Source organism: Desulfococcus multivorans (assembly GCF_001854245.1).
GTDB lineage: Bacteria > Desulfobacterota > Desulfobacteria > Desulfobacterales > Desulfococcaceae > Desulfococcus > Desulfococcus multivorans.
The window spans coordinates 4,126,397-4,148,281 of record NZ_CP015381.1 but is presented as its reverse complement, the minus strand read 5'-3'; the positions used below and the strand labels follow the sequence as shown (position 1 = coordinate 4,148,281).

Genomic DNA, 21,885 nt, shown 5'->3' with positions numbered 1-21,885 from the left:
AAGTGCCGCTAAAGCTTGCTCCGGGCGGCCCGGAAACTCGCTTGCGCTCAAACAGTCCGGGCCGCTGATCCTCCTCGGCGCTTAAGCGGCACTAAAACTCACCGCTGAAGGGGCGCAGGCCGTATCCTCCCGACACCTCTATTCGCGCACCATCATGAAAGTCGAAAATTAAAATTCAAAAAATAACACGATTTTTTCAGAAAAGAAACAGAGATCGCGGTCGGTGTCGCGGCGACATCACCAATTTTATAGCGTTTTCATCAATTGTGCAATCCGGGTGTCCTCCTCGAGGGTGTGCTTGAAAAACCAATTCCCCAGGAAATCGATCAGGGCGTCGTAATCGATCTCGCCCATATCCATCCGCGAGACGATGTGGTTCAGTTCGTTCACCAGTTTCTGGTGCAGTTGGCGATGCTGTTCTCGATCCGGGTAGTCGATCTCCAGCATCAGGTTTTCCTCGCTGAAGAAATGGAACAGGGCATATCTTATCACTTCTTCGATGTACCGGTGCCTCAAACCGGCATCATCACAAGAGCGCAGCCTGTCCGACAACCAGTTGATGATTTCCAGAAAAGCGTGAGGCTGGCAGTCGATTCGCTTGATGCCGAGGCTGTAACGGTCGTCGGGCTGGGGGAGGGTGAGTGTGCTCCCGGTCATTGGGTGCCCGTAAGAATCGGAAAAGCAACGAAAACAAAATAGATCGCAGTGTCGTATTTCTCAACAGGGTGGGCATTTGCTCACCCTGTTTTGTGCGTTGGACATCAGCATCCTCAGGTCTGACGACCCTTCGTAACGCCCCTCGACCGTTATGCGCCTGAATTCTGCGGCGGCTCGGCATGCAGCCGCGCTTGATAAACCGGGCAAAATAATCGGCGGTTGTCCTTGTCGTCTCTTCTGCTTGTTTCGAGGCGGTTTGACGATGAACCCAAAATAGCTGGAAACTGGTTTTTTGTCAGGCATGAAATAGCCTTCAGGTAATTTTTAGGTGTTGCTTTTTGTCAGCCATGTGCTAATCAAAAACACAACTGACTGAATTGCCTGAATATGAAGTCTTTTTGAAAATCTTGCGCCAAGCGCTGGAAACAAACTGGAAGGGCAAAATGCCTCCAGCCGTCTGGCTGCCGGATCGAACGGGATTGATTTCGACAGCCGTGAAATTCCGGTAAGAGAAGTGATCGTTTACCGGTTGAGTAAATTGGAGGTCACTGATGTACGAAAGCCTTACAGAACTCCTCAAGCAAATCTCCTTGGGCGAAGATTCCGTTCTCGAGCTCAAAACCGTTGAGTTCGCCGGCAACAAGATCAAAGGTCCGCATCGTGACGGTATGGCCGATGAACTTGCGGCAATGGCGAATACGCATACCGGCATCATCGTACTGGGCGTTGATGACAAGACCCGAAAAATCCAGGGTATCCCATCAGACAAACTGGATATCGTTGAGAGTTGGCTGCGTGAAATCTGTAATGATCTGATAGAACCGCCCCTGGACTGCCTGATCCGCAAGCTCGTCGTCTCCGATCCGGAGAGAGGCGAGAAGCTTATTCTGCGAATCGATGTGCCGAGAAGTCTGTTTGTCCACCAGAGTCCGGGCGGATATTTTCGCCGCATCGGGAGTTCGAAACGGCAGATGCGGCCGGATGTATTGGCGCGGTTGTTCCAGCAGCGGAGCCAGACAAGGCTTGTCCGGTTTGATGAACAAACGGTTCCCCATGCCGGTCTTGAAGATTTGAACCCCAGGTTGTGGCGACGCTTCAGGACGGTTGTCTCGCCCCGGGATGATGACGTGTTTTTAGAAAAAATGAAGCTGGTTGCCTTGGATGAGACCGGTGTTCTTCGCCCCACTGTCGGCGGTATCCTAATGGCGTGCGACGCACCCGAAGCGTTCATGTCCAGCGCCTTTATTCAAGCGGTCTGCTATCGCGGTTCAGAACGAAATGCCGCCTATCAACTGGATGCCAAGGATATCACAGGGCCCCTCGATGTTCAGATAAGGGATGCCTGCAATTTCGTCGAACGGAATATGCGTGTTTATGCCGTCAAGGCGCCCAACCGGATCGAGACGCCGCAGTTCTCCATGAACGCGGTTTTCGAGGCCGTGGTGAATGCGGTGGCCCACCGTGATTACGCGATTTACGGGTCGAAGATACGCCTTCATCTTTTTGCCGACCGATTGGAGATATTTTCACCGGGAACCATTCCGAACACCATGACGATCGACAGCCTCTCGGAGCGCCAATCCTCGCGTAACGAACTGCTGACCTCCCTGCTGGCGCGATGTCCGATGAACGTGAACGCCGTCGGGAGTCAACGGAGCTTTATCATGGATAAGCGCGGCGAAGGTGTTCCGATCATCATTACCGAAAGCGAAAAGCTCTCGGGTGTAAGACCGGTGTACAGGCTGATCGATGATGCCGAACTCAAGCTGACCCTGTTTGCGGCAAAGCCGCCCCAGGGGAAAGGTTGATGTTCAGCCGGCTTCAATTCAACAACTCAACTTTCGATTTTCATAGGCCGGTGCTGGTAGGATACGGCCCGCGCCCACGCGGTTTCGTTCAAGTGCCGCTGAAGTTTAGATATCGCTGACGGTTCTTTCAGACACGAGGAGGTGACGCATGCGCGTCTTTCAGGTTGAAGATGCCTGGTCCATGGAAAACGTGCGCATCAACACGCGGCCGGAGCCGGAGCCCCGATCCGGACAGGTGCGGCTCAGGATGAAGGCTTCGGCCCTCAACTACCGCGATCTGCTGGTTCCCCTGCGCGGCTACGGCTCGAGAATGAAGGCCTTGCCGCTGATCATGCTGAGCGACGGCCTCGGCATCGTGGAGTCGGTGGGAGAGGGCGTGAGCAACCTCAGCATCGGGGATCGGGTCTGCCCGCTGTTCTTTCAGAGCTGGATCAGCGGGGAGCCGAACAAAAAAAGGCTCTCCCTGAGCCTGGGGTGTGAGCTGGACGGCACCATGGCCGAATTGATGGTGCTTCCCGAGGAGGGCGTGGCGCTTGCACCCGAACATCTGGACGACATGGCGGCGGCTTCCCTTCCCTCCGCTGCGGTGACGGCCTGGCGGGCCCTGGTCACGGAAGGCCGCGTCAAACCGGGCGACACGGTATTGGTTCAGGGCACGGGCGGGGTGTCGCTCTTCGCCCTCCAGTTCGCGAAGCTGCTGGGGGCTTTCGTGATCGTGACCTCCTCCAGCGATGAAAAACTGGCGCGGGTCCGCGCAATGGGTGCCGACGAGACCATCAACTATCGCAAGGTGCCGGAGTGGGGTAAACGCGCACGCGACATCGCAGGCAAGGACGGTGTCGACCACATCGTGGAGGTCGGCGGCCAGGCGACGCTGCCCCAGTCGCTGCGCGCCGTCCGGGCCGGGGGCACCATCAGCATGATCGGCGTGCTCTCGGGCGGCATCATGGACGTCCCCCTGGGGCCGATCGTGACCCGGCATGTGCGGCTCCAGGGCATCACTGTCGGCAGCAGGGATGATTTTGTCGCCATGGCCGCGGCGATTGCCCGGCACCAGCTTCACCCGGTGATCGATCAGGTCTTCGCCTTCGAGGAGCTGCACGCCGCCCTTGACCGTCTGTCGAGCGGGAGGCATTTCGGCAAGATCTGCATCGCGCATTAGCTTTGCCCCTTGCATGCGATCGGTAATGCCGCGTCCGCATCGCCGATCGCTCCCATCCTTTGATCCGTCTGGTTCATCCGACTCGACTGTCGACTGCTTTCGATTTTGATAGGACGGTGCCGGTCATTTCATTATCATGAAAGTTGAAATCTGATTTGTTCGGGCCGGTAGGTATAACGCCTCATGCGATATAGGCATTATTCCCATATGATTGAGTAGGTGCCCCTATTTGCAAAAGCGCCTTTTTCTTCTATTGAATGATAAAAGACGCCGACAATCGGCGGGTACGGATGCATCGATAACGACGAAATCCAGAAAAGGAGGTGGGTGATGAAGAATCTGAAGGCATCGGATGTGATGGTCAGGCCCGTTGTGGCTGCCAGGAAAAACGCGCCGGCAAGGGACGTCGCCTTTCAATTCCTGAACGGGTTTTACAGCGGGATGCCCGTTACCGATGAAGAGGGCGGCGTCATCGGGGTCGTTACGGAGCTGGATATCCTGGAGGCCGTTCTGGCGGGCAAGGAACTGGTGAAAATCACCGCCGGCGATATCATGAGCCCGAAACCGATCACCGCGGACGTGAGTACGCCCTTGACCGACATCGTGAAAATCATGAAGGAAAAAAACGTCATCCGTCTGCCGGTGACGAATAATGGAAAATTGGTGGGGATCATTGCCCGATGCGATATTCTCACCACGCTGATCGAGCCGGAGTTCGTCACCTACATGTAGAAAGGCGGTCTGTTGTCCATAGGCTGAAGGCTGAAGGCTATAGGGGTGCTTATTTGACGGATGCGGCATTTATGTCCTTCAGCCTTCAGTTTCAACCCTCAGCCTCACCCTTCACGGGGCGCCGCCGCCGTTGCCAACCCCTTCAGGGTTCCGTATCTCGGCCGATAATGGAACATCGCCAGGGCCGATACGGCGATCAGGAAATAGAGGTACGCCGCGTCGTCGCCCAGGAAATAGAGGACCATCCCGAAGATGCCGATGCTGTCGGCGGCGCTCCATGAGACCAGCACGGTCACCGCGTATTTCCGGATCGCCGTTGCCGGTGATACCCCCGGCCTGGGCTTCAGGGTACGCCTCCGGAACAGATCGATGAAAACCAGCTCCGCGGCGGAGACGGCGATGAGGATCCGCCGCAGGGTGTCGAGGGGGGCCTCGCCCGGGCCGGGCTGCCGAACGGTATTTCCCGTCAGCAGACAGAGCGCGAGATAGATCCCCAGCGACGCGAGCATGGCCGTCCAGATGATCCGGATGACGGTGAAATGTTTTCGCAGCATGTCGTCATTCACGGCAAGCTTCTCTTTGTTCGGCAATTTGCCGGATATCCGCTTTTCCACGGTATGACCTCCCTCAATGTCAATGGAGAATCGAAAACAGCCGCAGGACCTGATAGGTCTCGATGGCGAGAATGATCCCCCACAGCAGGATGCAGATGCCGGCTGCGGCAGCCGAGATGTCCTTGATGACCTTGACCCTGCGGCTCTTTTCGGTGGTGATGAAGTCGCACACCGCCTCGATGGCGCTGTTGAAGAGCTCCGCCTGCAGCATCATGGCCGTGGCCGCCGCCAGGAGCAGGAAATCGATCCACTTCCGGAAGAAAAAGAAGATGGACAGGACGACGGCCGACAGCATCAGCTTGTAGGTGACGCTGAAATCGTATCGGACGGCATATTTCAGGCCGGACAGGACAACCCTGATCTTCCGGAGGGGATGAAAACCGGTTTCGCCCGTACCCAGGAACTTGTTTCGCAAATCGTCCTCTCTTTCCGCGGCATTTTTTCAGAATTGCGGGTCCGCCCATTTCAGCAGCCGGTGGAGGGTCAGCACCCATGCCGCGCCGAGGACGGCGCCGGCGACAACGTCCGAGACGTAATGCACCTGGAGGTAGACCCGGGATATGCCCACCAGGAGCACCGTCAGACCCAGGCATCCCCAGATCAGCAGGCCGGCGGTCGTGGAAACATGGCGGGAGAGCGCCATGGCGCATGCAAGGGCGAAGGCCGCGGCCTGGGTGGTGTGGGCGCTGGGGAAGGAGAAGTCGGAAGGCATGGACACCAACAGATCCTGGACGTTGGGCCGCGGCCTGGCAAAGAGGCGTTTGAAGCCGTGAACCAGGATAAAGGCGCCGAGAAGTCCCCCTGAAACGAGCAGGGCATCGGCTGCTCTGCCCCTCAACCACAGGATGCCGGCAATGATCAGGGCAAGGGGGAAGAGAACGAGGCCCGATCCGGCCCACGTCGCGGTTTTGAAGAAAAGGTTCACAATTGCCGTCCTTTCCGGGGGTTGGAGAAAAATACGAGGGGAAGAATAATACAGAACCGGATAAAAACCAACACCCTTTTCCGCCGTGCCGCTTTCCCAACGGATTGAATGGGTTATCGGTGCCTTTTTCGTCCCGGGGCGGATAGGCTCTTCGGCTTGTCGGGCCGGACCGGCGAACCCATATCGCCCTGACGGGCGCATTCGTCGCAAAGGCTGTGATTGTTTCAACCATTGGCATGCCTTATTGTATAGGTGAGGTAGATCCGGAGGCGAGTGATTCCTTTTTTCGTCTTTTTCCCGGCAAGTGGGCGTTTACCCGGTGGGATTCTGAGTTTAACGCAACAACCGCAAAGAGGCATTATGGATAAATGGATTGTATTGCTGGTGGTGGGCATATCGACGGCCTATCTGGTCCGACGCATATGGCGGACGATGACGGCACCCCCGAAAGACGCCTGCGGGTGCGGCTGCTCGGGGTGCGGTATGGCCTCGAGCTGTGAAAAGGGCGCCGAAGCGGATCGATGGCCGGAAAATCGTGACGGAGCGGGGCGGGGATCATAATCGGGCGGTTTTCGGATTCCCGCCGTTGCCCCCCTTTCTTTCATACCGTCGAGGCCCGGAAGAATCAGGAAGACCAGTGGACGGAAAGATTAAAATATTGTTTGTGGATGACGACCCCGTGATCCGGAACCTTTTCTCCAAGGCCATCGGGAAGGAGCCTTTCCAGGTCCGGACCGCGTCCGGCGGGGAGGAGGCCTTGAAAATCCTCAAGGCCTTCCCGGCGGACCTGGTGATATCCGATGTCGTCATGCCGGGGATGGACGGGTTCGAACTGCTGGAGCGGATCCGGCAGGAATTTCCCGAAACATTCGTGGTCATGGTGACGGGAAGCGGCGCCGTGTCGGATGCCGTCAACGCCATCAAGGCGGGGGCCTACGACTATATCCTGAAGCCCTTTGACTTCCAGGCCGTCAGATCCCTCATCCGGAACGTCGCCGGGCACAAGGAGATCCTGGACAAAAACCGGTTTTCAGGGCATGAGCGCCGGAAGCACTACCGGCTCGAGAATTTCATCGGCCGGGATCCCAGGATGTTCCGGGTCTTCCAGCGGATCAAGGATGTGGCCGCCTCCAGCGCCAATGTCCTGATCACGGGGGAGACGGGCACCGGCAAGGACCTGGCGGCGGATGCCGTCCATTACAACAGCCCCAGAAGATCCGGCCCCATGGTCAAGGTCAACTGCGCGGCCCTGACGGAAACCCTCATCGGCAGCGAGCTGTTCGGCCATGAGAAAGGGGCGTTTACCGGGGCCCTTTACCGGAAAAAGGGGCATTTCGAGCTGGCGCGCGGCGGTACCATCTTCCTGGACGAAATCGGGGATATCCCGGTCCAGACCCAGATTTCCCTGCTTCGGATCCTCGAAAACGGCACCTTCCAGCGGGTGGGCGGGATGCAGACCCTTACGGCGGACGCCCGGTTCATCTGCGCCACCCACAAGGACCTGCGCCGGGAGGTGGCTCTGGGCCGCTTCAGGGAGGACCTCTTCTACCGCATCAACGTGGCGAGGATCGCCATGCCCTCCCTCCGGGAGCGGAAGGCGGACATTCCGCTTCTGGCCGATCATTTTCTGAAAAAATACAGCGCCGAGGCCGGCAGGAACATCCCCCGCATCTCCGGCCCGGCCATGCATCTGCTCTGCCGGTACGACTGGCCGGGAAACGTCAGGGAACTGGCGAACATCATGGAGCGTGCCGTGATTTTCTGCAAGGGCCCTGAAATCTTCCCCAGCGACCTCGCCGATGTGGCAAGGCGGGCGGCTCTGAAGAGCGACTTTTCCCTCACCCTCTCCTCCAGCTCCCTGCCCGAGGCCGAATTCACGCTGATCTCCAAGGTGCTGGAGGAGACCGGCTGGAACCTCAAACAGGCTGCCGAACGCCTCGCCATCGCCCGGGGCACCCTCTACAGCAAGATGAAGAAATACGGCATCCGGAAGCCCGAATAGTCCCCGTCCCCTTCCAGGATCCAACCCCCCTTTCGCCGTCAGCATCGTCACCCGGCACTGACCGTTGATTGAATCGGGACATCCCCGTGCCCGATGTTGAACATCCGCCTTTCTGCATGTTTTGTGATTTAAATCCAATCGTTTGTATCCATAATTCCCTGTTGTGGGCCCTGTTATAGTGTCGGATATTGAACAACTCCGCCGGTATTTTCACGGCGCAGGGCCTCGTTCCGGATTGGGGAAAAGAAAACAGAAACTAAAGCCTTTGATATAACGGCATAAATAAAAAAATGGTAATATTTGGCATATCCTTTGCTCCAGGACTTGGGCAGTAGGAATCGCGGGTGACGGCATCACGCCGGACAGCACCCGCCAATCATTTCAAGCAGAGACACAATAGAAAGCGAGGAGGAAAGGATGAAGAAAATTGCAGCGGTTCTGATGACGGCGGGGTGCATTCTGGGGTTTGGGGGGATGGCGATGGCGGCTGAGAATGACAGCCAAACGGTAACCTATACAATACCGACCATCAATGAATTGGCCGTTACCGGAACTCCGACGTTGACAATCGCAATTCCCGATGCCGGTAGTCAACCGACTCCGGTAGAGGCTACCGCCAATTACGCTATTACCACCAACGAAAGCAACAAGATAATTACAGCCGCGTTGGAGTTAGGTATGCCTGACGGAACCGCCCTTGCCGTCACCCTGGCGGCGCCCGGCGAAGGACAAGGCAGCCAAGGAAAAGTGGCACTTTCGACAACATCTCAGAACGTAGTAACAGGAATCAGCAAGTTGGCTGATGACACCAATTCGATCACTTACGAACTGACCGCTACGGCTGAGGCCGATGCGGCGACCAGCACAACCAGCCCGTCGGTCATTTTCACCATTATTGATGGTGAGGTTTGAAATTGATACCTTGAGAAATTCCAATGAGACGGATCGCGTAATGGGTCCGTCTCATTTCATTTTTATGGCTCAACATTCGCCTTTCACAGGCCGGTGCCGGGAGGATACGGCCCGCGCCCGACGCGGTTTCGTTCAAGTGCCGCTAAAGCTTGCTCCGGGCGGCCCGGAAACTCGCTGCGCTCAAACAGTCCGGGCCGCTGATCCGCCGCGGCGCTTAAGCGGCACTAAAACTCACCGCTGAAGGGGCGCGGACCGTATCCTCCCGGCACCTCTTTCCGGTCGCCGTCATGGAAGTTGAATGTATTATTGCTACATCCGTAATCTAAATCCTGAGCGATCCTCAATAGATAGATACTCGAGACTATCGCTTTGTCGTTTCGCTCCGGGTTCGCTGCAACAGGCAGGATATTCACTCTGGTCACCGACAATACAAAAGGACAGTCCATGAAGCTTCTATTTTGGTGTTGCCTGGCGGCGGTCATCGGTCTTTTCGGGGCCGGGGCCGCAATCGGGGGTGACGTGGGCAGCCACCCCGTGGTCTTCGACTTCCAGCCGATCGACGAGATCGCCGTGACCGGCCGGCCGAGCCTCGGCATCTCCGGCGCCATCGCCGGGCAGCAGCCCTTCGACGCCGTGGACGGCTCGTCCGTTCTGGCCGTCACCACCAACGGCGTCAACCGGCGGATCACTGCCGGCATCGATGCGCCCATGCCGGCGCATACCGTTCTCGAGGTCCGCGTGTCGGCTCCCTCGGGCAGCGGCACCGGCTTGGGATACGCAGGCCTCACCCCGGCCGGCTCGGCGGTGGTGACGGGGATCGGCCGGGTCGCGGACGCCGCCTGCGCCGTGACCTACCGGCTGAAAGCCACGGCGTCGGCGGGCGTGTGCCCTTCCGATGCCGGGACGGTCACCTTCGCGCTTTCCGATTGAGAAAGCGGCGGGTCGGCCTCAGTCGGGTCCGGCGCGGGACGCTCCGGACCGTTGGGAAAAACAAAAATGAAAAGCATTATCGGAATCCTGAGGGCAAGCCTGCTGATCCTGCTGTTTCACGGGCAGGTCATGGCAGCCCCGTCCATCGCCGTGACCGGGGCCTGGTATGAGACCATCGACAAAAACGATCTGGCGCTGGGGCCGGGAAGCGACCTGAAAAGCACCCATGCCTCGGCTTCCGGGCAGATCATCCTCGATATTTCGGGCACCGCCGGGCCGGACGACGTCTGGCGCGTGGAGATCCGGAAGGTCGACGACGCCTGGGACGGGCGTCTCCGCCTCTGGGCCAGGAAAACCGCCGGCGGCGTATACGGGGGCGAGTCTTTTCAGGAAATCACCAACGTCAACACCCCGTTTTTCTCGGGGACCGGGGACGTGAACGGGATCAGGCTCCAGCTTCAGATGACGGGGGCCTCCATCGCTGTACCGCCGTCCGCCTGTTCAACCATGGTGTACTACACCGTCGTCGATGTCCCGTGAGGGCTCCGGCGGCAACAGGGGCGGGTTTAATGGGGCGGACGGGAAACAGTCTTCCGGGCCCCGCAACATCCAGGGAGGAGAGGGTATGAATTTCAAGTGGGGCATCATCCTGACGGGGCTGCTGGTCGGCTGGTGGACGGCGACGGCAGCCGTGGCCGGGGTGTCGGTGACCAGCGGTCTTACCTATGAGAAGACGGCCGTGCCGGGCGGGAGCTACACGGGCGTCATCCAGCTCAAGAACACGGGGGACGCCCCCCAGGAGGTCAAGGTCTACCCGACCGACTACCTCTTTTACGCCGACGGCCGGAATCTTTACGGCGATCCGGGAACGGCCCCCCGCTCCAACTCCGGCTGGATCACCTTCGCCCCCCGGCGGCTCGTGATCCCGCCCAAAGGAACGGCCCAGGTGGACTATGCCGTGGCGGTCCCCCCCGATGACACCCTGGCCGGGACCTACTGGAGCATGCTCATGGTCGAGGCCGTCTCAACCGCCTCCCCCGAGGCGGTGAAACAGCAAAAGGACAGGATTTCCTTCGGGATCAGCCAGGTCATGCGCTACGGCGCCCAGATGGTCACCCAGATCGGCGATACCGGCACGCGGGAGCTCAAATTCGTCAGGACCCGCTTCGATAAAGCCAAGGGCCGACGCATCCTGGAGGTCGACGTGGAAAACACGGGCCGGCAATGGCTGAAGCCCGCCCTCTGGGTGGAATGCTATACCGCGGCCGGCGCATCGGCGGGGAGGTTCGAGGGGGGGAAGTCCCGAATCTATCCGGGAACCTCGGTCCGGTTCCGGGCGGACCTGAGCGCGGTGCCTCCGGGAGAGTACAAGGCCCTGGTGGTGGCGGACTGCGGCGGCGACACTCTCTTCGGGGCCGCCCACACCTTCAGGTTCAGGGACGCCGGCGCGCCGTGAGCCCGACGGAGGGAGGGGGCGCGGGTCACTGACCTTCCGCCGCGGTTGTATGTTTCGTTGGAATGCCATGCCTGCCGGTCCGGGTTCGGCGATGCATGACGGGGACCCCCGGCAGGCGGGGCGTCTTGTCGCGGCGGTGATCCTGTTTCTCCTCCTGGCGCTGAGCCCCGGCCCAGCGTCGGGGTCCGGGCGGGGCGTCCAGGTCCGACCCGGCGGTCAGACCCTTTTCGAGACCTCCCCCGGCGCCGTCGTGACCACCACCTTTTCCGTCGCCAATACCGCCGACGAACCCCTGGAATTCCTGTCCGAGGCCGTGCTTCCCGAGGGCTGGAAGCTCGTGACCCCCTCCTTCCCCTTTTCCGTGGACCGGGGCGGCGCCGAAGTCCGCCTGGTCGGTGTCTTTGTCCCCCAGAGCGCCCGGGTGGGGCGGTACGAGATCGCTTACCGGGTCGCTTCGACCCGGCGCCCGGCTGTCGGCGACGCCGCCGTGGTTTATGTGACGGTGCTTTCCGTCTCCCATTTTCAGGTTCAGGTGATTGACGCCCCGGACAGCGTCATTGCCGGGGACGCCTATGAGGCCCGGTTTTCGGCGGTCAACGCCGGCAACACCGAAAACCGGCTGGCGGTTGCGGTGGAAAGCGGCCGGAACCTGCCCGTCGAGTTCGCCCCCCGGGAGATGACGCTGGCCCCGGGAGCGTCCGGGGAGGTGCGGGTGACCGTCGGGACCGATGAAAAGTCTCGGGAAGGGTTCAAGCACATTCTCGACGTGACGCTCCATTCCATCGGGGATGAAGAGACGACGGCCCGGGCCTCCTGTGCGGTGGACGTCATCCCGAGAATGACCGGCGCGGCGGACCGGTTTCACCGGATACCCGCCCGGATCGCTCTCAGATACCTGGGCGTGAAAGAGGAGATCGGCGGCAGCGGGTTCCAGGGGGAATTTTCGGGCGGGGGCGCGTTGAGCGATGACGGGGACGACGAGATCGCCTTTGTCTTCCAGGGACCCGACACCCTGGAGGAGAACAGCCTCTTCGGCGAGCGCCCCCGGTATTTCGCCGGATACCGTAGCCGGGCCGGCGACCTGATGCTGGGGGACGGGTACTACGCCCTTTCCCGGCTCACCGAGCAGGGTCTCGAGGGCCGCGGCGCGTCCTCCCGGATCACCCTGGGCGATTTCGATCTGCGGGGCTACTACATGAACACGCTGCGGCAGGATCCGGCGGAAACCCAGGGCGCCCTCGGCATGGAATACCGTTTCGGGGAGAGATACCGGATCGGCGTGAATCTGCTCGATAGACGGACCGACGACGCCGGCGCCCGGCTTGCCGGCATTCAGGGGCTTCTGGCCCCCATGGACGCCGTCAACCTCGAGTTCGAGGCGGCATACGGCCGGGAGGAGAATGCCCGGGATCCTGCCTTTTGGCTCAGCCTGTACGGTTCCCTCGACCGGGCCCATTATCGTATCGAATATATCCGCGCGGCGCCCGATTTTCCCGGAAATTACCGGGACAGGGAATATGCCTCGGGCAATTTTTTTTTCCGGCTGACCGACCGCTTTTCCCTGAACGCCGCCGTCAGGCAGGAAAAGGAGAACCTCCGCCTCGACGTGGGCGACGAGACCGCCGGGTTGACCCGGTTCGGGTCCCTGGGGCTCGGGTACCAGTGGCGCACGGGAACCAGCCTGGCGCTGGAGTCCCTTTTCAGCACCCGGGAAGACCGGCTTTCCGTCCCCGGCTACGACACCCGTGAACAGACCCTGAGGGCCCGCCTGGGACAGCGCTTCCGCAAGGCCTTTTTCAATCTCTCCGCCGAATGGGGCGACAGCCGGGACCGGCTCGAAGCCCGGAACACGAGGGTGGGGGTTTACGAAGCCTCGGGTTACGTCATGCCCACCCCCAACCAGACCTACGGCGCCTATGTGCGCTACAGCAACCGCGACGATCCGGAAAATCCCGGCGGGGACTTCCTGAATGCCGGCCTCACCGGTTCGCTCCGGCTGGGGACCGGAACGGACATCGACGCGCGGCTTGAAACCTACAGGCCCCTGGACCTCGGCTACGGGGAGCGGTACACCGCGGACGCGGGAATCCGGCATGCGTTTTCCAGCGGGTGGACCGTCTCGGCCCGGGGCCGGCACACCTTCCACGACCGGCGGAACGAAAGCGCCGTCGTCGTGGAGCTGTCCATTCCCTTCGGCCTGCCCACGGCACGAAAAAAGGGCATCGGCACGCTCAAGGGCCTGGTCCGGCATCAGGAGACCGGCGCGCCCCTTGCCAATGCCGTCCTGCGGTTGAACGGAGCTGCCGCGGTGACGGACGGCGGCGGTGAATTCCGCTTTCCCGCTCTGAAGCCCGGGACCGTCCATCTGGACGTGGATGCGGGCAGCATCGGGCTGGATCGGGTTCCCATGGAGAAAACCCCCATGGCCGTCACCATCGAGGGCGGGGAAGAAGCCTTTGTCGAGATCGGGGTGGCCAGAAGCGCGGCCCTCTATGGCCGGATCACGATTTACGAATTCGCGGAAACGGAAGGGCCGGGCCAAGGCTTCCGGATCGCCGGGGAAAAAACAGCCGTGCCGGAAACCTCGGGCGGAGACGAAGTGGCGGCCTCCCGGGGCCTTGCCAACGCCCTCGTGGTGCTCACCCGTGAAACGGAGACGCTGCGGGTGCTCACCGACGGCAGGGGGCGATTCAGCCTCGAGGGTTTGCGGCCCGGCGCCTGGACGCTCGCCGTCCATGCGGAAAACCTGCCGCCGCACCACTATGTGGAAAAGGAGCGGTTCGAGATCCTGCTGACCGGCGGAGAGAAACGGGAGGTATCTATCCGGGTGCTGCCCAGGAAGCGTACGATCCGGATCATCCAGGAAGCAGCAGGCGTGATCGAGGGATAGGCGACGCCGGTATCGGCGCCTCTCGAATCACGCCGCCGGCGGGCGGCCGCCTTCAAAGGCGGGGTATTCCGCAAAACGAAAGCCCATGGCCGAGAGGGCGGCCTTGCCCCGAAGGGTGAGGTCGGTGGTGAAGTTGAACTGCTCCAGGGGGTCGATGGGGTAGGCCTTGAGGCGGTAGTGGGTTCCCCAGGGCTTCTCGGCCACGATGACGTTCACGGGGCGTTGGAACTGCAGAAACGGGCTGGTTAATGCCACGTCCATGAGGATTTCGCGGGCCGCAGCCGCATCGTGCAGAGGGTGGAGATAGAAGTCGGCAATGCACATCAGGTTCTGGCTGCCGTCGTTGGCGTTGAAGATGAGCTCGTCCCACAGCTTCAGATGGGGAATGACCACCATGGTGTCGTCGGGGGTCAGAATTTTTACGGCCCGCATGCCGATGGATTTCACCTCGCCGTAGGCCCCTTCGATTTCGACCCAGTCTCCCGGCCGATAGGGTATTTCGTAAAGGGTGACGACGCCGGCCGCCAGGCTGCTGACATAATCCTTGAGGGCGAAGCCAAGGGCAATGCCGAAGCCGGCGAAGAGTGCCAGGAGGTTTTCGACGGTGGGTTCGATGACCTGGGGTATGATGAAACCTATCCCCGCGGCGATGATCAGAAGCCGCATCACCGGCACCAGGGCCAGCACGTGATAGCGGTATCGGCTCGGAAGTTTCCCGGCCAGCCACGGCAGCATGCGCTGGATCAGGACGGCCAGGATATAGGCGGCGATGATGATGAAGCCGATCATGAAGAGATTGGAGTGCTTCAGCTTCAGGGCGATGTCGGAAACCTTTTCCATGCCGTCCATGGCAACCTCCCATGCCTAAAAGTGATCCGTGAGGTATCCCTCGCTCTGGAGAAACTGTCGCACCGCCGGGTAGCCCGAAGCGGTGACGCGCCAGACCCCATCGTCCTCCGCCGCGGTTTCCGTTTCCCGCAGCACCGAAAGGATCTGCCGGACCCGGCTGACGGATAGGGGCAGAATCTCCGCCAGAACCTCCGCGTCCAAGCCGCCGTGGAGCAGAAGGGTATGGGCCGTGAAGGCGAGATCCCGATCCTTTTCAGACGGGAGACCGGGCCTCCGGAGCGCGTCCCATTCCGTTATCCAGACAGTGGTCGGATCCACCGGGGGTGACGATTCGGTCTCGTTGTCCCCGTCATCGTCGTTCTCCGGGCCGAGCCTCAAGGCCCGCCGCCAGAGCGCCAGAGCGACGCCGGGAATGCCGCGGGAACAGGCGGCCAGGTGTTTGAGGAAACTGCTGGTCTTTGGCGTCTCGCGGCTCTCTTCATCGACGTCGCCGACGGGCGTCAAAACGTATTTCCCGTCGATGGCCTGGCGAAAATTGCGCCGGCGGGGGCCATCGCCGGCCGCGAGCTCCTCGAGCCATCGGGCCAGGCGCTCGCGGTCAAAGGCCTGGAGGCTCAGCAATCCGGACTGCCGGCCGTTCCAGATTTTCATCAGGTAGGCCCATGCCCAACTGTCACATCCCACGACGCCCGTACCTGGAATGCCTGCGCAGAAGATGTCCAGAAGGTGGCGGATGCTTTTCAGGGATCGGGGATGGCGCAGATAGCAGTTTTCAAGGTGGGGAAGCACCCAGGGCGAACGGCTGTCGAATCGGTCCCGCATCCATTCGCCGCTCCCGGAGAGAAGGGTTCGGGCATCGGGGCCCTCCAGAAGACGCCATTGAGCCCGGCGGGCCCACTCCGACATGATCTCCCTCCGCCAGGCATGAGGCGGCGAGATAACGAAGACGACCGAACCGTCGGACAGTCTCGAAGACAGGGCCGTGTCAAGCGCCTCCACGGCCGCGTCCAGACCGGGGTCGGGGGCCACGTCGCTGATCTCCGACCAGGACAGCTTTTCGAGCTTTTCCTTTGGCTTGACAGGTGATTCCGAAGCGGCGTCTTCGGTTCCGAAGGTTTTCAAGAGGGCGCCGATGCCCGAACGAATCTTCTGCTCCACCGTGTCCGAAGGCAGTGCGTATCGGTCGGGGGAGGTGTATTCCCAGATGGCCGGGGCGTCGTCGTCGCCGCCTGAATGCGATGATGCCATGATCGTCAAGCCTTGCCGGATCGGGTTATGGAAAACATGACGGCATGGACCCGTCCATCCAGACCCCTTCGCCCGGACGGATGTGAAGGTCGATCCCCTTGATGACCTCCAGGTTCCCGAATCGCTTGTGCAGGTTTCGGACCTGAATCATGGCGTCCCCTTATCGTGTCGTGCGGTTTTCAAGGTGCTCTTCGGTCATCCTGAGCACCTTTGCGATGGAGAGGGTCATCATCAGATAGACGATGCCCACCGTCAGCCAGACCTCGAAGGCCCTGAAATTGACGGCGATGATCTCCTGTCCCACCCGGGTGAGCTCCGCGACGCCGATGACCACCAGCAGGGAGGTGTCCTTGAGGCTGATGATGAACTGGTTTCCCAGGGGCGGAATCATCCGGCGGAAGGCCTGGGGCCAGATGATGTAGCGCATGGTCTGAAGCTGGGTCAGCCCGATGGAGCGTCCCGCCTCCGTCTGGCCCGCTTCAATGGACTTCACGGCCCCCCGGACGATCTCGGCGATGTAGGCGCCCGAATTGACCGCAATGGCGATGATGCCGGCGGTGACCGGCGCGATCCGCAGGCCCGTGGCCATGGGGATGCCGAAATAGAGGAACATGACCTGGACGATGAGGGGGGTTCCCCGGATCGCCTCGACGTACGCGCCGCCGAGTTTGCGGAGAAGCAGGCGCCTGGAGAGCTTCATCAGGCCGGTCACGGCGCCGATGATGAAACCGAAGAAGAGGCCGGCCAGGGTGATGACAACGGTCAGCTTCACGCCGGAGAGAAGCAGCGGAAAGGTCTCGAGCATCACCTCCCATTTAAATGTAAATCCCATGCGCGGTTCCTTTTTTATTTTTCGGCCTTCATGAGCCGGTGTCGGGAGGGGACGGCCCGGGCCCGACGCGGTTTCGTTCAAGTGTCGCTAAAGCTTGCTCCGGGCGGCCCGGAAACTCGCTGCGCTCAAACAGTCCAGGCCGCTGATTCTCCGCGGCGCTCAAGCGACACTAAAACTCACCGCTGAAAGGTCCCGCGCCGTCCCCTCCCGACACCTCCGTCCGGAAAGACTGAAGGCTGAAGGCATACGCCTGTAACCACATAGTCACATAACCGAAAACCGCAGGCTAAAGGAGATCTAAAGGAGATAAAGGCACCGTTCGCGGCTGACGCACCCCTTCAGTCTCCAGCCTTCAGTCTGCCCTTCTACTTCGGCTCCGTACCGAACCACTTCATGTAGAGAGCGTCGTAGGCGCCGCTTTCCCTGAGCTTTTTGAGGGCTTCGTTGACCTTCGCCGTGAGGGGGCTGCCCTTGGGGAAGCCGATGCCGTAGGACTGGCCCATGTAGAGGGGGCCCACCACCTTCACCTTCCCTTTGCCGGCATCGCTTCGCATGAAGTTGGCGAGCACCGGGGAATCGAAGACGACGGCGTCGGCGCCGCCCGACATCAGCTCGAGGATCATGGCGTCATTGTTGGGGAAGAGCTTGACCTCTTCGGCATTGGCGTTTTTCTTAACAAAGTCCTCGCTGGTGGTGCCCAGCTTGGTGGAAACGACCTTGCCCTTCAGATCCTCGATGCCGTTCACGTCGGTATTGTCGGCCTTGACCATGATCAGCAGACCGGCATTGTAGTAAGGATCGGAAAAATCGATCACCTCGGCCCGCTCGGGCTTGATGGTCATACCGGCGATGCCCGCATCCAGTTGTCCGGTCTGGAGCCCCGGGATGATGCCGTTGAAATCCATGGGCTGAAGCTTGTAGTCCATGCCGAGCTGCCTGGCGATGGCATCCCAGAGCTCCACGTCGAAGCCCGTATGCTTGCCCGAGGCATCCTTGAACTCGAAGGGCGGAAAGTTGGTGTCGGTGGCCACCGTGAGGGTCTTGGCCGCGGCCGGGGTGCATAGGACCGCCATGACGCAGACGGCGGCGAGAATCGTCCGGAAACGTTTCATGAGATCTTCTCCTTTGGTTGGGGTTGACAGGTTTCTTTAAAGCCTATTTTGAAGGGTTTATCAAGCGGTGATTTTGAGAGGTCGGGTTGTCGGGGGTGTGGGGCGTCCCTGAACCGGAGGCTTTCCCGGTAAGGGAAGATATGAATGACCGCACCGGTTTTCAGGCGCTCCTGGACGCCGTGCCAGAAGTCCGCGTCAAAGAGGTCGGCATGGGCGTTTTCAAAAACCGCCTTGAGGTGATCTGGAAACCGCAGAAAGGTTCGGAACTCCTCAGGGAAGATGTCCTTGTCGTCGACAAAGAACCACGGCTCCGAAGACATCTCGTCGTCATACCCCCTGGCAGGGGGGAGCTTCCGGAAATTGCAGTCGGTGAGAAGGCAGAGTTCGTCGTAGTCGTAAAACACGACCCGGCCGTGGCTCGTGACGCCGAAATTTTTCAGGAACAGGTCCCCGGGGAAAATATTGGTGGCCGCCAGCTCCTTGATGGACCGGCCGTAGTCGAGTACGGCTTCCCGGGACTCGCTCTCGGGTGCCTCCTCGATAAAAATGTCGAGGGGGGTCAGCCGCCTTTCGGTGTAGAGATGCCGGATTCTCAGTCGGTCTCCTTCAATGGTCACGGTTTCGGCCGCGTTTTCCCGGAACGCCTTCAGCAGGGCCGGAGAGAAACGGGCCGTGTCGAAGGTCAACTCCTGAAATTCCTGAGCGTCCACCAGGCGCCCGGCCCGGTCGTGCCGGAACACCAGCTTGTAGCGGTTGCGGACGTCCCGGGGATTGGTGGTTTTGGGATAGTCGAACCGATCCTTGATGATCTTGAACACCACATCGAAGGAGGGCAGGGTGAAGACCAGCATGACCATGCCTTTTTCACCCCGGGCGATGTCGAAACGGTCGGCGGCGGTCTCGAGGTTGCGGGTCAGCTCGCGATACAGCTCCGATTTGCCGTGTTTGTGGAATCCAATGGCGGTATACAGTTCGGACACCCGTTTCAGCGGGGTGAGGGTTTTCAGGAAATTGACGAGCTCCATGGGCCTGTCCACGACGACATGGAAATAGGAGCGGGTGAAGCTGAAGAGGATGCTGACGTCGCTTTCATCCATGAGCACCGCGTCTGCCGCAGCCCCCTCGGGCCGGCTCAAAAAGGCGACGGCTATGGGTTGGATGCGGTTTCCGATGCGCATCCGGCCGATGATGTAGGCGGCCTTGTCCCGGTAGAATACCGATGTGATCATTTCCACCATATCGGGCCGGGCGCCGCCGGCGACATCGCGAAGGGTCGATGCCGTCCGCTCGGCGATTCTGCGGGCGTCGGCATCGGGGTCCTGAAATTGGAGCTCCGCGCCGTAGAATCCCAGAATGTCCCGGAACATGCGGACGAGTCCGTCCGACCCGGCATCGGGTCGGTAGACGTCGCAGACCGGGCAGGTCCGGTCCTCGATCCGCGGGATCTTGAATTCGGATGCGATAAATTCGAGGCGGGGGGCGACGCCCACGACGGCGTAAATCTTCCGCACCACTGAATTGAAGAAGGTCTCCGCCAGTTCGACGTCGTCCCTCCGGCGGATGAGTCCGGTGTAGGCGGCTTTCATCTCTGGACCCGCAGCCGGGGTGTTCAGACGGTCCCCCAGACGATGTCGAAGGGCGTTCACCGTTCGTTTCACCACGCGGGTGTAGAGGTCGAGCCGTTCCAGGGCATCCTGGTAGGCGCCGCTCCAGTCCCGCCGGTTGAACCGGTCCGGCGACCGCTTCGTGATGTGCAGAAATTGCGCCTGGTATGCCTCGTAGGCCTCGCGGATGAAGGCCGCGGCATCGGCTGCGGTTTCTTTCGGGCAATCTTCGCTGGTCATGGCCTGATCTCCTCGCTCCGAATGCGTCGTGCGGCATGCCGTCGTTTCGGCGGGGCCGATGGGTCTGCATTGACATCTCGTCATTATATTATTAAATTTCCCGGATAATTCAATCTCAAAAGATTCAATTCGAATCATGTGTCGCGCATTGACCACAAGACCTGCCCGGAAAGGAGGAACGCCCCATGAACAGCCGCAATCCATCCAACGGTATTCGCATCACGGCGCCGGTCCCGCCGGAGTTCGATCGTATCCTCACCCCAGAAGCCCTCGCGTTCGTCGCGGCCCTCGCCCGTGAATTCGACGAGACCCGGAGGGCGCTGCTCGAGCGTCGCCGCAAGGTTCAGGCGGAGATCGACGCCGGGAATCTGCCGGATTTCCCGCCGGAAACCCGATCCGTCCGGGAGGGCGGCTGGCGGATCGCGCCCGTGCCGCGGGATCTTCTGGATCGCCGGGTCGAGATCACCGGGCCGGTGGAGCGCAAGATGATCATCAACGCCCTCAATTCAGGCGCCAGAACCTTCATGGCCGATTTCGAGGATTCCCACGCGCCCACCTGGACAGGGACCCTTCAGGGACAGGTCAACCTCTGGGATGCGGTTCGGCGGGCCATCTCCTTCGAGAGCCCGGAGGGCAAGTCCTACCGGCTGAACGACAGGACCGCCGTCCTGATCGTCCGACCCAGGGGCTGGCATCTCGTGGAAAAGCATCTCGAGATCGACGGCCGGCCCGTCTCCGCAAGTCTCTTCGACTTCGCCCTCTATTTTTTCCATAACGCCCGCGAACTCACGGCCCGGGGAACCGGTCCCTATTTCTATCTTCCCAAGATGGAGAGTTATCTGGAGGCCCGCCTCTGGAACGATGTCTTCGTCCGCGCCCAGGAACTTCTGGGCATTCCCCGGGGGACCATCAAGGCCACGGTCCTCATCGAGACCATCCTCGCGGCCTTTCAGATGGATGAAATCCTCTACGAACTGCGGGAGCACAGCGCCGGCCTCAACTGCGGGCGATGGGACTATATCTTCAGCTTCATCAAGCGGTTCAGAAAGGTTCCCGGCTACATCTTCCCGGATCGGTCCCAGATCACCATGACGCGACACTGCATGCGCTCCTATTCGCTGCTGGCGATCAAGACCTGCCACCGGCGGGGGGCCCACGCCATCGGGGGCATGGCCGCCCAGATCCCCATCAAAGGCGATGCGGAAGCCAACGCGGCAGCGCTCCAGAAGGTGCGGGAGGACAAAATCCGTGAGGCCGAAGACGGCCACGACGGCACATGGGTCGCCCATCCGGGGTTGGTGGCGATCGCAACGGAGGAGTTTGACCGACGCTTGTCCGGCCCCAACCAGATCGATCGGCTGCGGGAGGATGTGACCGTGACCCGGGAAGACCTTCTCAAGCTGCCCGTGGGAACGATCACTGAACAGGGGCTGCGCACCAACATCCGTGTGGGCGTCGAGTACATGGCGGCATGGCTGTCGGGCAACGGGTGCGTGCCGCTTTACAACCTGATGGAGGACGCGGCTACGGCCGAGATCTCCCGAACCCAGGTATGGCAGTGGGTGCATCATCCCCAGGGGATCCTGAGCGACGGCGGGGACGTGACCCTGGATCTCTTCAGGCGGATCATGGACGAGGAGACCGCGGCCATTCGCCGGGATGTGGGGGACGAGGCCTTTGCCGCCGGGAATTACCAGCGGGCGGCCGAGATGTTCGATGCCATTGTCGCCAACCCCGAACTCGAGGACTTTTTGACGCTCCGCGCTTATGAGGCGTTGGATTAGCGTTTCGGATAACAGGCTGAAGGCAATATGTTAGGCTGAAGGGGTGCGGTTGTCACGGACGGTGGCTTTATCCGCTTCAGCTTTTTACTCGACTTTGGGTGGTTGTGAGGGTGGTTAAGTGATTATGT

General features: G+C 60.6%; 21 protein-coding genes. 11 read left to right on the top strand and 10 right to left on the bottom strand.

From position 1 onward, the window contains the following. Positions 1-246: 246 nt before the first annotated feature. Positions 247-657: a bacteriohemerythrin gene (locus dmul_RS18100; RefSeq protein WP_020876723.1), complete on the bottom strand. Its 411-nt coding sequence runs from the start codon at positions 655-657 to the stop codon at positions 247-249. A 551-nt stretch (positions 658-1,208) separates the two neighbouring features. Here dmul_RS18100 and dmul_RS18095 point away from each other — a divergent pair. The 3 genes from dmul_RS18095 (at position 1,209) to dmul_RS18085 (ending at position 4,359) form a co-directional block, all read left to right on the top strand. After that, the gene (locus dmul_RS18095) at positions 1,209-2,465 is read left to right on the top strand and encodes an ATP-binding protein (protein ID WP_020876722.1); all 1,257 of its coding nucleotides are present in this window, start codon (positions 1,209-1,211) and stop codon (positions 2,463-2,465) included. Positions 2,466-2,613: 148 nt separating this feature from the next. Beyond that, positions 2,614-3,627 (top strand): zinc-dependent alcohol dehydrogenase family protein, encoded by a 1,014-nt coding sequence (locus tag dmul_RS18090; RefSeq protein ID WP_020876721.1) that lies wholly within the window; start codon positions 2,614-2,616, stop codon positions 3,625-3,627. A gap of 330 nt (positions 3,628-3,957) precedes the next feature. Further along, complete coding sequence (locus tag dmul_RS18085) at positions 3,958-4,359, top strand: CBS domain-containing protein (protein ID WP_020876720.1); 402 nt, start codon at positions 3,958-3,960, stop codon at positions 4,357-4,359. Positions 4,360-4,463: 104 nt separating this feature from the next. On the opposite strand, the gene dmul_RS18080 is transcribed toward dmul_RS18085, so the two are convergent. The 3 genes from dmul_RS18080 to dmul_RS18070 are packed head-to-tail and all read right to left on the bottom strand — an operon-like array spanning position 4,464 to position 5,898. Then, on the bottom strand, positions 4,464-4,973 hold the full coding sequence (locus dmul_RS18080; protein WP_020876719.1) for a hypothetical protein: 510 nt from the start codon (positions 4,971-4,973) through the stop codon (positions 4,464-4,466). Positions 4,974-4,992: 19 nt separating this feature from the next. After that, a complete protein-coding gene (locus tag dmul_RS18075; protein WP_020876718.1) occupies positions 4,993-5,388 on the bottom strand; it encodes a diacylglycerol kinase in 396 nt (131 codons plus the stop codon). 27 nt (positions 5,389-5,415) lie between these two features. Beyond that, positions 5,416-5,898, bottom strand: a complete 483-nt coding sequence (locus dmul_RS18070; protein WP_020876717.1) for a phosphatase PAP2 family protein — start codon at positions 5,896-5,898, stop codon at positions 5,416-5,418. 360 nt (positions 5,899-6,258) lie between these two features. On the opposite strand from dmul_RS18070, the gene dmul_RS18065 reads away from it, so the two are divergent. The 7 genes from dmul_RS18065 (at position 6,259) to dmul_RS18035 (ending at position 14,088) form a co-directional block, all read left to right on the top strand. Continuing rightward, complete coding sequence (locus tag dmul_RS18065) at positions 6,259-6,459, top strand: FeoB-associated Cys-rich membrane protein (protein ID WP_040415071.1); 201 nt, start codon at positions 6,259-6,261, stop codon at positions 6,457-6,459. 76 nt (positions 6,460-6,535) lie between these two features. Next, a complete protein-coding gene (locus tag dmul_RS18060; protein WP_020876716.1) occupies positions 6,536-7,900 on the top strand; it encodes a sigma-54-dependent transcriptional regulator in 1,365 nt (454 codons plus the stop codon). 417 nt (positions 7,901-8,317) lie between these two features. Further along, entirely contained in the window at positions 8,318-8,812 is a 495-nt protein-coding gene (locus dmul_RS18055; protein WP_020876715.1) for a hypothetical protein, read from the top strand. A gap of 444 nt (positions 8,813-9,256) precedes the next feature. Further along, positions 9,257-9,742 carry a hypothetical protein gene (locus tag dmul_RS18050; protein WP_020876058.1) on the top strand — a complete coding sequence of 162 codons (486 nt, stop codon included), beginning with the start codon at positions 9,257-9,259 and terminating at the stop codon, positions 9,740-9,742. Positions 9,743-9,808: 66 nt separating this feature from the next. After that, on the top strand, positions 9,809-10,282 hold the full coding sequence (locus dmul_RS18045) for a hypothetical protein (RefSeq protein ID WP_020876057.1): 474 nt from the start codon (positions 9,809-9,811) through the stop codon (positions 10,280-10,282). An 85-nt stretch (positions 10,283-10,367) separates the two neighbouring features. Then, positions 10,368-11,198 (top strand): hypothetical protein, encoded by an 831-nt coding sequence (locus dmul_RS18040; protein ID WP_020876056.1) that lies wholly within the window; start codon positions 10,368-10,370, stop codon positions 11,196-11,198. Between the two features lie 67 nt (positions 11,199-11,265). After that, the gene (locus tag dmul_RS18035; protein ID WP_020876055.1) at positions 11,266-14,088 is read left to right on the top strand and encodes a carboxypeptidase regulatory-like domain-containing protein; all 2,823 of its coding nucleotides are present in this window, start codon (positions 11,266-11,268) and stop codon (positions 14,086-14,088) included. A 27-nt stretch (positions 14,089-14,115) separates the two neighbouring features. On the opposite strand, the gene dmul_RS18030 is transcribed toward dmul_RS18035, so the two are convergent. From dmul_RS18030 to aceK, 6 genes are all read right to left on the bottom strand, one after another. Continuing rightward, positions 14,116-14,937: a mechanosensitive ion channel family protein gene (locus tag dmul_RS18030; RefSeq protein ID WP_020876054.1), complete on the bottom strand. Its 822-nt coding sequence runs from the start codon at positions 14,935-14,937 to the stop codon at positions 14,116-14,118. Positions 14,938-14,952: 15 nt separating this feature from the next. Then, on the bottom strand, positions 14,953-16,185 hold the full coding sequence (locus dmul_RS18025; protein ID WP_020876053.1) for a hypothetical protein: 1,233 nt from the start codon (positions 16,183-16,185) through the stop codon (positions 14,953-14,955). Positions 16,186-16,210: 25 nt separating this feature from the next. Further along, complete coding sequence (locus tag dmul_RS21115) at positions 16,211-16,336, bottom strand: hypothetical protein (protein WP_020876052.1); 126 nt, start codon at positions 16,334-16,336, stop codon at positions 16,211-16,213. 9 nt (positions 16,337-16,345) lie between these two features. Further along, positions 16,346-17,017, bottom strand: a complete 672-nt coding sequence (locus tag dmul_RS18020) for an ABC transporter permease subunit (protein WP_020876051.1) — start codon at positions 17,015-17,017, stop codon at positions 16,346-16,348. A gap of 365 nt (positions 17,018-17,382) precedes the next feature. Continuing rightward, positions 17,383-18,129 (bottom strand): glutamine ABC transporter substrate-binding protein GlnH, encoded by a 747-nt coding sequence (glnH, locus tag dmul_RS18015; protein ID WP_020876348.1) that lies wholly within the window; start codon positions 18,127-18,129, stop codon positions 17,383-17,385. Continuing rightward, positions 18,126-19,973, bottom strand: coding sequence for a bifunctional isocitrate dehydrogenase kinase/phosphatase (gene aceK / locus dmul_RS18010; protein ID WP_020876349.1), 1,848 nt, complete (start codon positions 19,971-19,973; stop codon positions 18,126-18,128). The genes glnH and aceK overlap by 4 nt, the downstream gene beginning before the upstream one ends. Before the next feature lie 185 nt (positions 19,974-20,158). On the opposite strand from aceK, the gene aceB reads away from it, so the two are divergent. Beyond that, complete coding sequence (aceB, locus tag dmul_RS18005; RefSeq protein ID WP_020876350.1) at positions 20,159-21,757, top strand: malate synthase A; 1,599 nt, start codon at positions 20,159-20,161, stop codon at positions 21,755-21,757. The last annotated feature ends 128 nt before the right edge of the window (positions 21,758-21,885 follow it).